At 73.1% G+C, this 11,733-nt stretch carries 12 protein-coding genes and 2 pseudogenes; 10 read left to right on the forward strand and 4 right to left on the reverse strand.

Annotation, left to right across the window (positions count from 1 at the left end; all coding sequences use genetic code 11):
* Positions 1 to 44 precede the first annotated feature (44 nt).
* Positions 45 to 707 carry a DUF4230 domain-containing protein gene (locus ACIQHQ_RS19800; RefSeq protein WP_402613195.1) on the forward strand — a complete coding sequence of 221 codons (663 nt, stop codon included), beginning with the start codon at positions 45 to 47 and terminating at the stop codon, positions 705 to 707.
* A gap of 198 nt (positions 708 to 905) precedes the next feature.
* Positions 906 to 1,472, forward strand: a complete 567-nt coding sequence (locus ACIQHQ_RS19805) for a VanZ family protein (protein ID WP_402613196.1) — start codon at positions 906 to 908, stop codon at positions 1,470 to 1,472.
* Here the strand turns inward: ACIQHQ_RS19805 and ACIQHQ_RS19810 are convergent.
* Together ACIQHQ_RS19810 and ACIQHQ_RS19815 are read right to left on the reverse strand one after the other, a co-directional pair.
* Positions 1,469 to 1,705: a hypothetical protein gene (locus tag ACIQHQ_RS19810; RefSeq protein ID WP_392357577.1), complete on the reverse strand. Its 237-nt coding sequence runs from the start codon at positions 1,703 to 1,705 to the stop codon at positions 1,469 to 1,471. The two genes, ACIQHQ_RS19805 and ACIQHQ_RS19810, sit on opposite strands and share 4 nt — an antisense overlap.
* Before the next feature lie 66 nt (positions 1,706 to 1,771).
* A complete protein-coding gene (locus tag ACIQHQ_RS19815; protein ID WP_402613197.1) occupies positions 1,772 to 2,581 on the reverse strand; it encodes an SDR family oxidoreductase in 810 nt (269 codons plus the stop codon).
* Positions 2,582 to 2,704: 123 nt separating this feature from the next.
* On the opposite strand from ACIQHQ_RS19815, the gene ACIQHQ_RS19820 reads away from it, so the two are divergent.
* The 4 genes from ACIQHQ_RS19820 (at position 2,705) to ACIQHQ_RS19835 (ending at position 7,034) form a co-directional block, all read left to right on the forward strand.
* The gene (locus ACIQHQ_RS19820) at positions 2,705 to 3,745 is read left to right on the forward strand and encodes a PHP domain-containing protein (protein WP_402613198.1); all 1,041 of its coding nucleotides are present in this window, start codon (positions 2,705 to 2,707) and stop codon (positions 3,743 to 3,745) included.
* Between the two features lie 39 nt (positions 3,746 to 3,784).
* The gene (locus ACIQHQ_RS19825; protein WP_402613199.1) at positions 3,785 to 4,450 is read left to right on the forward strand and encodes an HAD family hydrolase; all 666 of its coding nucleotides are present in this window, start codon (positions 3,785 to 3,787) and stop codon (positions 4,448 to 4,450) included.
* A 166-nt stretch (positions 4,451 to 4,616) separates the two neighbouring features.
* Positions 4,617 to 5,798, forward strand: coding sequence for an aromatic acid exporter family protein (locus ACIQHQ_RS19830; RefSeq protein ID WP_402613463.1), 1,182 nt, complete (start codon positions 4,617 to 4,619; stop codon positions 5,796 to 5,798).
* Positions 5,799 to 6,005: 207 nt separating this feature from the next.
* Entirely contained in the window at positions 6,006 to 7,034 is a 1,029-nt protein-coding gene (locus ACIQHQ_RS19835) for an SDR family oxidoreductase (protein WP_402613200.1), read from the forward strand.
* Between the two features lie 94 nt (positions 7,035 to 7,128).
* Here ACIQHQ_RS19835 and ACIQHQ_RS19840 read toward each other — a convergent pair whose 3' ends face one another.
* Together ACIQHQ_RS19840 and ACIQHQ_RS19845 are read right to left on the reverse strand one after the other, a co-directional pair.
* Positions 7,129 to 7,404: a hypothetical protein gene (locus tag ACIQHQ_RS19840; RefSeq protein WP_402613465.1), complete on the reverse strand. Its 276-nt coding sequence runs from the start codon at positions 7,402 to 7,404 to the stop codon at positions 7,129 to 7,131.
* A 144-nt stretch (positions 7,405 to 7,548) separates the two neighbouring features.
* Positions 7,549 to 7,929: pseudogene (locus ACIQHQ_RS19845) on the reverse strand (reductase); the annotation flags it as partial.
* Between ACIQHQ_RS19845 and ACIQHQ_RS19850 the strand changes: the two are divergent.
* The 4 genes and pseudogenes from ACIQHQ_RS19850 to ACIQHQ_RS19865 form a co-directional block, all read left to right on the forward strand.
* Positions 7,919 to 8,394 (forward strand): annotated as a pseudogene (locus tag ACIQHQ_RS19850) (diguanylate cyclase); the annotation flags it as partial. The pseudogenes ACIQHQ_RS19845 and ACIQHQ_RS19850 overlap by 11 nt on opposite strands.
* A gap of 101 nt (positions 8,395 to 8,495) precedes the next feature.
* Positions 8,496 to 8,990, forward strand: a complete 495-nt coding sequence (locus ACIQHQ_RS19855; protein ID WP_402613201.1) for an FBP domain-containing protein — start codon at positions 8,496 to 8,498, stop codon at positions 8,988 to 8,990.
* Between the two features lie 129 nt (positions 8,991 to 9,119).
* Positions 9,120 to 10,373: an aromatic acid exporter family protein gene (locus tag ACIQHQ_RS19860; RefSeq protein ID WP_402613202.1), complete on the forward strand. Its 1,254-nt coding sequence runs from the start codon at positions 9,120 to 9,122 to the stop codon at positions 10,371 to 10,373.
* 212 nt (positions 10,374 to 10,585) lie between these two features.
* Entirely contained in the window at positions 10,586 to 11,692 is a 1,107-nt protein-coding gene (locus tag ACIQHQ_RS19865; RefSeq protein WP_402613203.1) for a hypothetical protein, read from the forward strand.
* The last annotated feature ends 41 nt before the right edge of the window (positions 11,693 to 11,733 follow it).

Here is an 11,733-nt window from a genome sequence, read left to right on the forward strand (position 1 = left end):
CGGGCTGTGGCGGGCATCCGGACAGTAGGAAGGAGGGCCGTCGCATGACGACTCCCGTCAAGCGCCTCCCCGGGCGCATGCCCGGCTGGGCGAAGGTGGTGGCCGCGCTCGTGCTGGTGCTCGTCGTGTTCTTCGCCGGGCTCCGACTCAGTGTGCTCCCGGGCCTGAAGGACCTGTTCGGCACCGAGACGCAGGACCGGTCGGGCCCCGCGCTGCTGAAGTCCATCCAGGACATCAGCCGTTACGACGCGGCCTCCGGCAACTTCCAGGTCGTCGTGGACCTGGAGAAGGACGCCAAGCTCCTGCCCGACGCGATCCGCGGCACCCGCACCCTGTACGTCGGCGCGGGCACCGTCGACGCCTATGTCGACCTGGGCGAGGTCGGCGAGAACGACGTGAAGGTCAACGGCGACCGCACGTCCGCCACGCTCCGGCTGCCCCACGCCCGACTGGGCAAGCCCGCCCTCGACCCCGACCGCTCGTACGCGGTCTCCAAGCAGCGCGGTCTCTTCGACCGCCTCGGCGACCTCTTCTCGGACAACCCCAACGGCGAACAGGCCGTGCAGAAGCTCGCGGTGCGGCACATCGGCGACGCGGCGAAGGAGAGCGAGCTGACCGCGCGCGCCGAGTCGAACACCACCGGCATGCTCGAAGGCCTGCTGCGTTCCCTGGGCTTCAAGGAGGTGCGGGTCTCGTACGGGAGCTGACCGGCATCCGAACGGGGCGGCGCACGTCGGCTCCCGGCCCGGAGTGCCCAGCCGGACACGGGGCAACCGAGGGTGGGGAAACGGTCCCCGGCGCGATCGCCGGGGACCGTGGCCGAGAACGACCCCCCACACGGCATCGTCGGCCCGCCCGGGGGTAACCCCCTGGCACGCAGCGCAGTTGAAGACTGGAGGACCCCCATGGCCAGTGCAGCCTCACGTCCCCGGACCACCGGGTCAGGGAGCGAGCGACGCCCGCTCCCGTGGCCCGTCCGGCTGCTGGCGACACTGTGCGCGTTCCTGTTCATGGTCGCCTTCGCCGTGGTGCTGGCCCGGCTGACCCTGCAACCCTCCCCCGCCTCGGAGGCGCTGACCCACAGCAATCTCCAGCCGGGCAGTTCCCTGAAGGCCTATCTCGACCAGCCAGAGCTGCGGGACGCCGTCAAACAGATCGGCGGCAACATCCTGCTCGGCATTCCCTTCGGCGTCCTCGTGCCGGTGGTCGCTCCCCGCACCCGGGGCATCCTGCGCGTGCTGCTCCTGACCGCGGTCGTGATGCTCCTCGTGGAGTTCGCGCAAGGCGCCCTGGTCATCGGACGCGCCTTCGACATCGACGACGTCATCCTCAACACGACGGGCGCGCTCATCGGTTACCTGCTCCTGGGGCGCCGCCTCAGCAGGGCCGTCCACGCGCGCAAGCCGCGCCCGGACCGGGCGGACAGGGAACCGTCCACCGGCAAGGTCCGGGGCACCGCCGACAGGCCCTAGTGCACCGTCCAGGTGAACTTGTCTCCGCCCACCCAGCGGACCACGTCCGGATCGTCCATGTCGTGCACGGTGATGCCGAACGCGGCCGCGGCGGTCAGCACGTCGGTGACGGCCCGGGCCTCCCCGACGACCTGGCCGTCGATCTGCACGATCCGGAACGGCGGTGTGCCCGGCTGCACCCCGAGCACCATGATCCGCGGGTGGGACATGTACGGGCTCGCGCTTTCGGTCATGCATCGAGCGTAGAACGCAACCGGCGCCGACGCGGGTTCAGGGCGTGAGCGGCCCGGCCGGCCCGCTCAGGGACGGCGCCAGTCGTGGCCGGTCAGGTGGGACCCGGCCTGCGGGCCCATCCGGAGCATGCCGCCGTCGACGCTCCAGGAGGCGCCGGTGACGTAGGAGGCGTCCGGGCCGGCGAGGAAGGCGATGACGGCGGCGACCTCGCGGGCGTCACCGGGCCGGCCGAGCGGGATGCCCGGGCGGCTCTCGGTGTGCGGATCGGTGTCCTCCTGGCCGGTCATGGGCGTGGAGATCTCGCCGGGCGCGACGGCGTTGACGGTGATGCGGTGCTCGGCGAGTTCGAGAGCCATGACCTGGGTGAGCAGCCCGAGACCGCCTTTGGCGGCGCAGTAGGGCGCGGCGCCCACCCGCGGCTGGTGCTCGTGGACGGACGTGACGTTGATGATCCGGCCCCCCTCGCCGTGCCCGATCATGTGCCGGGCCGCCTTCTGCCCGCAGAGGAACGGCCCGACGAGGTCGACGTCCAGGACCTCACGCACATCGGACAGCTCCAGGTCGAGGAAGGGCGTCATGGTGCCGGTGCCGGCGTTGTTGACCAGCACGTCGATCCGGCCGAGCCGCTCGCACAACTCGTCGACGGTGTCGGCGGCGTCGGGCAGCCGGGTGAGGTCCATCCGGGCGACCTCGGCGCGCCGCCCGTGCGAGCGCACCTCGTCGGCCGTCTCGTGCGCGCCCTTGCGGTCGCTGTGGTAGGTGATCCCGATGTCCATGCCCGCCTGCGCCAGGCGTACGGCGGTGGCCCGGCCGATGCCGGAATCGGCGCCGGTGATCACGGCGACCTTGCTGGGTGACGCGCTGGGGACGGACATGACGAGCCTCCTCGTCGACAGGGCGGGACGGGGCATCGCAGTACCCGGAGGGATCCGGGGCAAACCGCGCACGCCGTCGTGCGGCCCGCCGGGCGCTGGGGAACCCTTGAGGTGGAGGTGGCGATGGACCCCGTCGAGGCACTGGACCGGATCGCCTTCCTGCTGGAGCGGTCGCTGGCACCGACCTACCGCGTGCGCGCCTTCCGTACGGCGGCCCGCGTGCTGAAGGACCTCGGCGAGGACGAGGTGCGCCGGCGGGCCGCTGACGGCTCGCTGGAGAGGCTCAAGGGGGTCGGTCCCAAGACCGCGCAGGTGGTGCGGGAGGCGCTGGCCGGCCAGGTGCCCGGCTACCTGTCGAAGCTGGAGGGCGAGACGCGGGAGCGACCCGCCGTGCGGGGCGGGGAGACGCTGCGGGCGCTGCTGCGCGGGGACTGCCATCTGCACTCCGACTGGTCGGACGGCGGCAGCCCCATCGAGGAGATGGGGCGGGTTGCCGCGGAGCTGGGCCACGAGTGGGCGGTGCTGACCGACCATTCGCCCCGGCTGACGGTGGCGCGCGGCCTGTCGCCCGAACGGCTGCGGGAGCAGCTGGACGTGGTGGCGGAGCTGAACGAGACCTGGGCGCCGTTCCGGCTGCTGACCGGCATCGAGTGCGACATCCTCGAGGACGGCTCGCTCGACCAGGAGCCGGAGCTGCTGGACCGGCTCGACGTGGTGGTGGTGTCGGTGCACTCCAAGCTGCGCATGGAGGCCCGGTCGATGACCCGGCGGATGGTGGCCGCCGTACGCGATCCGCACTCGGACGTGCTCGGGCACTGCACGGGGCGGCTGGTGACCGGCCGGGGACGGCCGGAGTCGGAGTTCGACGCGGACGAGGTGTTCGCGGCGCTCGCGGAGACGGGCACGGCCCTGGAGATCAACAGCAGGCCGGAGCGGCTCGACCCGCCCCGGCGGCTGTTGCGCCGGGCGGTGGACGCCGGTGTGCTGTTCTCCGTCGACACCGACGCGCACGCGCCGGGGCAGCTGGACTGGCAGATCAACGGGTGCGCGCGGGCGGAGGAGTGCGGGGTGCCGCCCGAGCGGGTGGTGACCACGTGGTCCCTCGACGAACTTCTGGCCTGGACGCGAGAGCGGCGGGTGCCGTCGGGCGTGGCGGGCGCCTGACGTGGTACCCGCGCGGCCGGAGAGGAAGGGACTGCACTCATGGGAAGCGCGGGACGAGCGGCCGTGTTCGACGTCGACGGCACGCTGGTCGACACCAATCATCTGCATGTCGTCAGCTGGTGGGAGGCCTTCCGGCAGGCGGGCCACCAGGTTCCGATGCACGCCGTTCACCGGGCCGTGGGCCTGCCGTCGACCGATCTGATCGCCCATCTGCTGGGTGACGACCGGGACACGGACCAGGACGCCGACATCAGCGCCGGGCACAAGGCCCTGTACGGGCAGTACTTCGACCGGTTGCCCGCGCTTCCGCAGGCCGGACAGCTGCTGCGGCGGCTGCACCGGGACGGCTGGACGGTGGTGCTGGCCACCTCGGCGGGCGGCGCGGAGCTGAGCGCGCTGCGCCGGGCGATCGACGCGGACGAGGCCATCACCGCCACGGCCAGCGCCGACGACGTCGACGAGGGCAAGCCCGCCCCCGAGCCGGTCGAGCACGCTTTGGAGCTGGCCGGGGTGCCGGCGGAGCGGGCGGTGTTCGTCGGTGACACCGTGTGGGACATGCGCGCGGGCAGCGGGGCCGGGGTGCGCTGTGTGGGCGTCCTGTGCGGCGGTGTCCCGCGCGCCGATCTGGAGGAGTCAGGCGCGGACGCGATCTACGCCGACCCCGCGCACCTGCTGTCGGCCCTCGGCGACAGCCCGCTGTCATGAGGCCACGTGAAACCCCCGGTCGCGCGGATACCCGCAGCGCATGACGCGTGTGACGAGTGCGGTACGGCGAGCGGCGGGAGCCTTGCGCGGGCGGAAGGACAAGGACGAGGAGACGGGGGCGGCATCGGGTAAGCGGCCTCGGGGAGCACCGACGGCCCGGGGGCGGATGCGCAGCCTGGAGCAGGGAGCGCGCTCCGTGCGGCCGGTGGACGCCGTGCGGCGCGACACGCTGGGTGCTCTCAACGCCCTGCGAGCGGCGTGGCGCGGGCCCGGCCGGGAGCGGGATCTGGTCGTCCAGTCGCTGAAGGCGGCCGGGGCGGCGGTGCTGGCATGGTTGGTGGGGGGCGTCTGGATGGGCGACCCGCTGGCGCTGATGGCGCCCTGGGTGGCGCTGGTGCTGGTGCAGGCCACCGTCTTCAGCTCCCTGGTGCAGGGCGCGCGGCAGTTCGGGGCGATCTGCGTCGGCGCCCTGGTCGCCTCGGGGGCGCAGGCCATCACCGACGACACGACGGGCGCGCTCGCCCTGTCAGTACCGGTGCTGATGCTGCTGGCGAACTGGCCCCGTTTCGGCGACCAGGGCATCTACGCGGCGACCACGGCGCTGTTCACCCTCTCCTCGGGCATGGTGAGCCTGTCCGCCGTCGGGCACCGGGTGGGTCAGGCCGCGATCGGCGCGGTCATCGGCGTCGCCGTCAACGCGCTCGTTATGCCCCCGATCCACCTGCGGGACGTGCGGGAGAACCTGGCGGCGCTGGCCCGGGAGTCGGGGGACGTCCTGCACACCGTCGCCGCCGATCTGCGCGAGGGCGAGTGGGACGGGCAGACCGCCTACGGCTGGGTCAGGGCCTCGGCCCGGCTGGACCACCGGCTGAGGGCGCTGCACTCGGCACGCCGGTGGAGTCAGGAGAGCCTGCGCCTGACCTACGCGCCGCTGCGCGCCCTGCACCGCGTCCCGGACGAGGGTGTCCTGCCCGCGGAGGAGGAGGACGAGCGGCTCGGCCGGGTCACCGGGCACGTCACCACGCTCACCCGGGCCCTCGCGGTGTCCGTGGACGACAACCGGTCGCCCGCCCCGCCCGAGGGGCCTGCTCTGCGCTCGTACGCGCGGCTGCTGGAGCTGATCGGGGACGCCCTGCGCGCTCAGGCCGACGGACTGCTCGACGGTGGCGTGACGGCCCGGCCGGACGAGGAGGCCGAGGAGGCGATGCGGGAGCTGCACGAGGAACTTCAGGACAAGCTGCGCCGTCACGCGGGGGAAGGAGCCGCCCCCACCGCCGTCCTGGGCACGCTGCTCCTCCAGGCGGAGAACCTCTGGGCCGAGACCGTCCCGGACGACCGGGCACGGTGACGCACCTCACCGGGCGGGCGCCGTGAACGCGGAACACCCACAGGTGGTTGCCCGTTGAACAAGGCGCGGGTCCGGACAGGACCCGCCCCTCAGCCGCCCCGGCCGTGATTCCCCCGTCCGGCCGGGGCTTCTCCCTGCCCACGTGCAATCCGGGCTCCGCTCGGGTACTCGGCACCTCTCGTGGAACGCGGCCGAGAGGAGTGCAAGGTGAGCAGCGGAACAGGCATGAGGGTCGTCGTCACGGGCGCCACCGGCAATGTGGGCACCAGCGTGGTGCGCCTCCTCTCGGAGGACCCGGCGGTCGCCTCCGTGCTGGGCCTGGCCCGGCGTATCCCCGACTGGTCGCCCCCGAAGACGGACTGGGCCGCCGTCGATCTGTCCTCCGAGCGGCCCGGTCTGGTGGAACGGTTCACGGACGCCGACGCGGTGGTCCATCTGGCCTGGGCGTTCCAGCCGACGCACGACCCGGCGGCGACCTGGCGCACCAACGTGCTGGGCAGCATGCGGGTCTTCGAAGCGGTGGCGGCGGCCGGAGTGCCGACGCTGGTGCACGCCTCGTCGGTCGGTGCGTACTCGCCCGGCCCGAAGGACGAGACGGTGGACGAGTCCTGGCCGACGCACGGCTGGCCGGACGCGGCGTACTGCCGGGAGAAGGCGTATCTGGAGCGGGCGCTGGACACGTTCGAGCGCGACCGTCCGGGGACGCGGGTGGTGCGGATGCGACCCGCCTTCCTCTTCCAGCGGGCGTCGGCGAGCGAGCAGCGCCGCATCTTCGGCGGCCGCTTCCTGCCCGGCCCGCTGGCCCGCCCGGAGCTGCTGCCCTTCCTGCCCGACATCCCGGGGCTGAGGGTGCAGGCGCTGCACACGGACGACGCGGCGAACGCGTACCGGCTGGCCCTGCGCTCCGATGTCCGGGGCGCCTTCAACCTGGCGGCCGACCCGCCGGTCGACGCGCGGCTGCTGAGCGAGATGTTCGACGCCCGCCCGGTACGGCTGCCGCGCACCGCGGCCCGCTCTGCGATCGCCGCAGCCTGGGGGCTGCATCTCCTGCCCGCCTCCCCGCACCTGTTCGACGCGGTGCTGCGGCTGCCGCTGATGGACTCGACGCGCGCGCGTACGGAGCTCGGCTGGCGACCGGAGCACACGGCGCCGGAGGTGCTGGAGGAGTTCCTGCGGGGCCTCCGGGAGGGCGCCGGGGCGCGCACGGAACCGCTGCGGGGGCGCAAGGTGGGCTGATCCGGGTGGTCCGTGAGCGTCTCGGGCCTCTGGACGTGCGCGAGGGCCGCAGCCGACCCCCACAGTCGGCTGCGGCCCTCGGTGGGATGCCCTCCTAGGCGGAGGGCTCGTCCGGTACCGGGTGCTCGGGATGGACCGTTCCCGAGTGCGGTGCTCCCTGCCGGCCCGTCCCCGCTTCGTCAGTGTCGGGGACGTCACCGGCGGGCTCGTCGGTTTCGTCGTCGCTCTCGCGACGGTCGTCCTTGCCGGTGCCCGTGAAGCGCGGGGCGACCTCCCACGGGTCCTCGCCTTCGTCGGCCTGCTGGTCGGGCATGTCCCGCGGAATGGGCTCACCGTTCTCGCCGGGTCCTTCGAGGCGGTGGTCGGTCACGGCGCGCTCCCTTCTGTGGTCCGGGCGCCACGCGAGTACCTCCGCGGTGATCGGCGAAACCTCAGCGCGGTGTCCGTTCCTGAAGTGCGGTGCGCCATTTTCACGATGTGACCTGACGGGAGGTCCGCTCAGCGGGGCCCGCCGGGTGGTGAGGGCGGTGGCGTCGTCGGTGGGGCGGCCGTTGTAGGAGGCCGCTGTGATGACCATGGGCCGGTCGGTGGGCAGGCCCCCCCGCGTAGGCGTCGAGGGGTGCCGCCTCGGTGTCGCAGCCGATGACGGCGGCCTCGTCGGCGAGCCGGCCGGCGAAGTCACGGCAGGTGCCGTAGTTGCCGCCATGTGGGAAAAGGGCGGCGGTGCCGGGCCGGACACGGGCGGGCAGGGCCTGCGGCTCGGCCGATCGGGCGTCCCGGACCGGGGCGACCCCGGGCAGCGGGGTGTGGACACGGTCGGCGGGCGTGCGCGCGCAGTGAGGGCGAGGGTGAAGCTTTGGGGCTTGAGGGTGCGGGTCTCCTTGACGTTGGACCTGTTCCGTCCCCGGCAGGCCACGCAGGTCGAACGCATCGCCCAGGCCCTGCGTCCGCGCCACCCCTCGCGCTATCAGGTCGCGGTGCACTGGCGGGCACCCTGCGGCACCGAGCGCCACGGCGAACTGACGGCGGATCCGATCAGCGACACGGTGCGGGAGAACCCGGCCCTGCTGGTGATGCTCCGGGTGGACACCGAGCTTTCCCCCTCCCCCGCCGCACCCACCGAGCAGGCCCGGGTGACATCGATGGAGGCCCGCATCCTGGCCCTCCTGGCCGCCGGCGCCACAACGGCCCGGGCGGCCCGCGAGACCGGTCTCACCGCTGACGTTGTGACCTACTCTCTGCGCCGTCTGTCCTCCCGCTGGAGTGCGTCCAACGGACGGAACTCGCGGCCCGCGCGTATGCGTTCGGGGTCCTCAGGGCCAGGGTCTGGCCGCCGGGTGTCCCCGCCGAGGATGCCTGACGAAAATCCGGTGGCCGCGTTCCGGCGCGGCTGCCTACCCTGACCTGGCCCACAAAACCTAGGAGCCCTAGGTTTTTCGACGACCACCCCGGGAGCATCCCGTGAAGCCACTCAGCGAGCAGGACATCCGCACCTCCTTCGTCAACTGCTCCAAGGGAGAGGCCAAGCGTCTCGCCGTGCCCCGGGACCTCGGCGACCGCCCGTGGGACGACCTCGACTTCCTCGGGTGGCGGGATCCGGGAGCACCGGATCGGAGCTACCTGGTCACCGAGCGGGAAGGGCGGCTCGTGGGGGTCGCGATGCGATTCCAGGCCGCGCAGCGCGGGTTCCTGCACCGCAGCATGTGCTCGCTGTGCCTGACGACGCACCCGCGCGGCGGGGTCGCGCTGATGACCGCGCGCAAGGCGGGGGCGGCCGGGCGCGAGGGCAACTCCGTCGGCGCGTACATGTGCACCGACCTCGCCTGTTCCCTGTACGTGCGCGGGAAGAAGACACCGGAGACCGGGGCCCGGTTCGAGGAGAGCCTCACCCTGGAGGAACAGATCGAGCGGACCACGGGCCATCTGGCCGCCTTCCTCGACAAGGTGTCCGCCTGAGACGAGGTGTCCGCCCGACCGCCCTCGCCTCGCCCCTGGTTCCCCCCACGTCAACGTCCTTCGTGAGCGTCCGTCATGGATGTGATCATGGATGCGTTCGTCACGCCGGGGAAGGGGAACAGCCAGAGGATGCGAAAGGTACGTGAGTGGACGGCGCACGCCGGGCGGATCGTGAGAAAACGTCGTGATCCCGTGGTCGTCCAGACGCTGCGGTCCGCGATCGCGGCGACGATCGCGTACGTCATCGCCCTGCGGCTGAGCCCCGAGCCGGCACCTCTCACCGCTCCCCTGACGGCGCTGCTGGTCGTGCAGGTGACGCTGTACGCCACGATCACCAACGGCTTCCGGCGGGTGAACGCCGTGGTGACCGGCGTCCTCGTCGCGATCGCCTTCAGCCTGCTGGTGGGCCTGACCTGGTGGAGCCTGGCACTGCTCCTCGTGGCCTCGCTGGCCGTGGGACGCCTGGTCCGGGTGGAGGAGTACGTACCCGAGGTCGCGATCAGCGCGATGCTCGTCCTCGGCGTCACCACCGTCGGGGACACCGCCTGGGCCCGGGTGGTGGAGACGCTGATCGGCGCCGTCGTCGGACTCGCCTGCAATCTGCTGCTGGCCCCGCCGGTGTGGGTGGAGGAGGCGGGCGAGTCGATCGAGGGCCTGGCACGCCGGCTGCGGCAGCTGATGCTGCGCATGGGCGAGGAGGCGGCCGGCGGCACGCCCGTGCACCGCGCGGAGAAGCAGCTGCACGAGGCGCGCCGCCTGGATCACGACATCGTCGAGGTGGACGCGGCCCTCACGCAGGCCGAGGACAGTCTGCGGCTCAACCCGCGGGTGCAGGACAGCGTGCTGCACCGGGTCGTGATGCGCACCGGCCTGGACACGCTGGAGATCTGCACGGTCGTCCTGCGCGTGCTCGCCCGCTCCCTCACCGACCTCGCGAAGGAGCGCGAACCGGCGCCGCTGTTCGAGGCCGAGACGGGCGCCGCCCTGGAACAGCTGCTGTCCGAGATCGCCGACGCCGTCGTGAGCTTCGCGGTGCTCGTCACCACCCACCTCAGCGCGAGCGCCGAGTCGGCCGAGGAACGCCTCGCCGCGGAGCTGCGCACGGCGGCGGGCACCCGCGACAAACTGGCCCTGCTGCTGCGCGAGGAGGCCGAGCGCGACCCGCGGCACTGGCAGCTTCCGGGCGCCGTCCTGACGGAGGTCAACCGCATCCTCGACGAGCTCGACACCGAGCACCGCACGCGGCGCCTGTTCGAGGAACTGGACCGTGTATCGGGTGAACAACGCGCGCGGATGCCACGGCTGACGCGACTGCGGGAGCGGCTGGGCGTCACGGAACAGCTGTGGCGGAACCGCGCGGGGTTCGGCGGGCGTTCTCGCTGAGGGGCCCCTTCACCATGAACGTCCGATCGGGTCGCGTGCTCCGGTGCCGTGCATCGCAAGGCACCGGAGCGCCTGCGCGGCGGAGCCGGGCGGGCGTTTTGGCAACGCGGCGAGGTGCGGTGCCAGACCACGCGACCCGGACGGGCACGGGGAAAGGACCCTCGAGGGAAAGCGCCGGCAGGGGGCCGGCACCTGATGCGAGGAGCGGGCCGATGGCCGACACGACCGTGCGGATCGACGGGAACACACTGCGGCTGCCGGGCGGGGTGGCGGTCCGGTTCATCCGCACCCTGCGTCTGCCGGAGACGGGCACCCACCCGCTGCCGCCGGGCCTGGGCGAGTTCCCGGTGCGGCGTGTCGCGGACTACGCGGACAGGGTGCCCGAGCCGTGGCGGGCACGCGGCGGTGTGATGCTCCCGGTGTTTCTGCGCGAGGCGATGTGGCTGAGCTTCGCGGGGACCTCGCAACCGGCCGCCCTCCAGGTCGGCGTCGGCAAGGTGTGCGCGGTCTCGGGCCGCCCCTGGAGCGACCGCCTGGCGCGCGGCCCGCAGAACTACGTGGTGCTCCCCCGCCAGCCCTGGCTGGACGGCATCAACTCCGGCACGGGCACGGTCCGGCAGTTCGTGGCCGTCCCGCTCGGCCTGGGCGCCACCGTGGAGGGGCAGGTCACGGGCGAGGAGGTGTGGGGCGGCGTCCAGTTGCAGTCTTTCGCGCTGAACGACCGTGAGCTGACGCGGTGGCGTGAGGAGGAGCGGCAGCGGGCGGAGCGGCAGCGGGCGATGCCGCCGCCCAGCGGTTACGGCGCCGCGATGCCCATGGCGGCGCCGCCCGCCTCCGGCGCCTTCGGCGCCCCGATGCCTATGGCGGCGCCGCCCTCGCCCGGAGCGGTCCCGGCGCCCGCCGCCGGTGCCGCCCCGGCTGGTCCGCCGCGCGCGGCCGTGGCGATGGGGCTCGGCGTCGGCGGCTCCATGCGGCAGGAGGTCTACCAGGACGACCGGCCGCTCTCGCACTGGTCAAAGCGGCCGGACGGGCGGGTGTTCGTGCACCTGGTGACGCCGCCGGAGTGGCGCCGGATCACCGGTGAGGCCGCGCCGCCGTCGCCGGTGGACCGGGCCGCGTACACCCGCGCGGGTCTGCCCTGGTTCGACTACTACGACGAGGACGGGGAAGACCTCGCCCCCACGGACACGCTCGGGTCCGTGAAGCCGGTCGGCGACTGGCTCGGTGACGACCACGACCCCTGGCAGCCGCCCACGCCGGGCCAGACGCAGCGGCTGGGGGACGCCCCGGGCAAGCCCGTCGAGGACGGGAACTGGTAACCGGCCCCCTTCGCGCTTCGCGCGATACCGGATGCCGTTGT

Origin of the sequence: Streptomyces sp. NPDC092370 (assembly GCF_044755265.1) — a bacterium.
In the GTDB taxonomy this organism is placed as follows: Bacteria; Actinomycetota; Actinomycetes; order Streptomycetales; family Streptomycetaceae; genus Streptomyces.

Bases quoted from the DNA above. Each gene is read 5' to 3' on its own strand.
- ACIQHQ_RS19800 (WP_402613195.1), top strand. From the start codon at position 45: ATGACGACTCCCGTCAAGCGCCTCCCCGGGCGCATGCCCGGCTGGGCG.
- ACIQHQ_RS19805 (WP_402613196.1), top strand. From the start codon at position 906: ATGGCCAGTGCAGCCTCACGTCCCCGGACCACCGGGTCAGGGAGCGAG.
- ACIQHQ_RS19810 (WP_392357577.1), bottom strand. From the start codon at position 1,705: ATGACCGAAAGCGCGAGCCCGTACATGTCCCACCCGCGGATCATGGTG.
- ACIQHQ_RS19815 (WP_402613197.1), bottom strand. From the start codon at position 2,581: ATGTCCGTCCCCAGCGCGTCACCCAGCAAGGTCGCCGTGATCACCGGC.
- ACIQHQ_RS19820 (WP_402613198.1), top strand. From the start codon at position 2,705: ATGGACCCCGTCGAGGCACTGGACCGGATCGCCTTCCTGCTGGAGCGG.
- ACIQHQ_RS19825 (WP_402613199.1), top strand. From the start codon at position 3,785: ATGGGAAGCGCGGGACGAGCGGCCGTGTTCGACGTCGACGGCACGCTG.
- ACIQHQ_RS19830 (WP_402613463.1), top strand. From the start codon at position 4,617: ATGCGCAGCCTGGAGCAGGGAGCGCGCTCCGTGCGGCCGGTGGACGCC.
- ACIQHQ_RS19860 (WP_402613202.1), top strand. From the start codon at position 9,120: ATGCGAAAGGTACGTGAGTGGACGGCGCACGCCGGGCGGATCGTGAGA.
- ACIQHQ_RS19865 (WP_402613203.1), top strand. From the start codon at position 10,586: ATGGCCGACACGACCGTGCGGATCGACGGGAACACACTGCGGCTGCCG.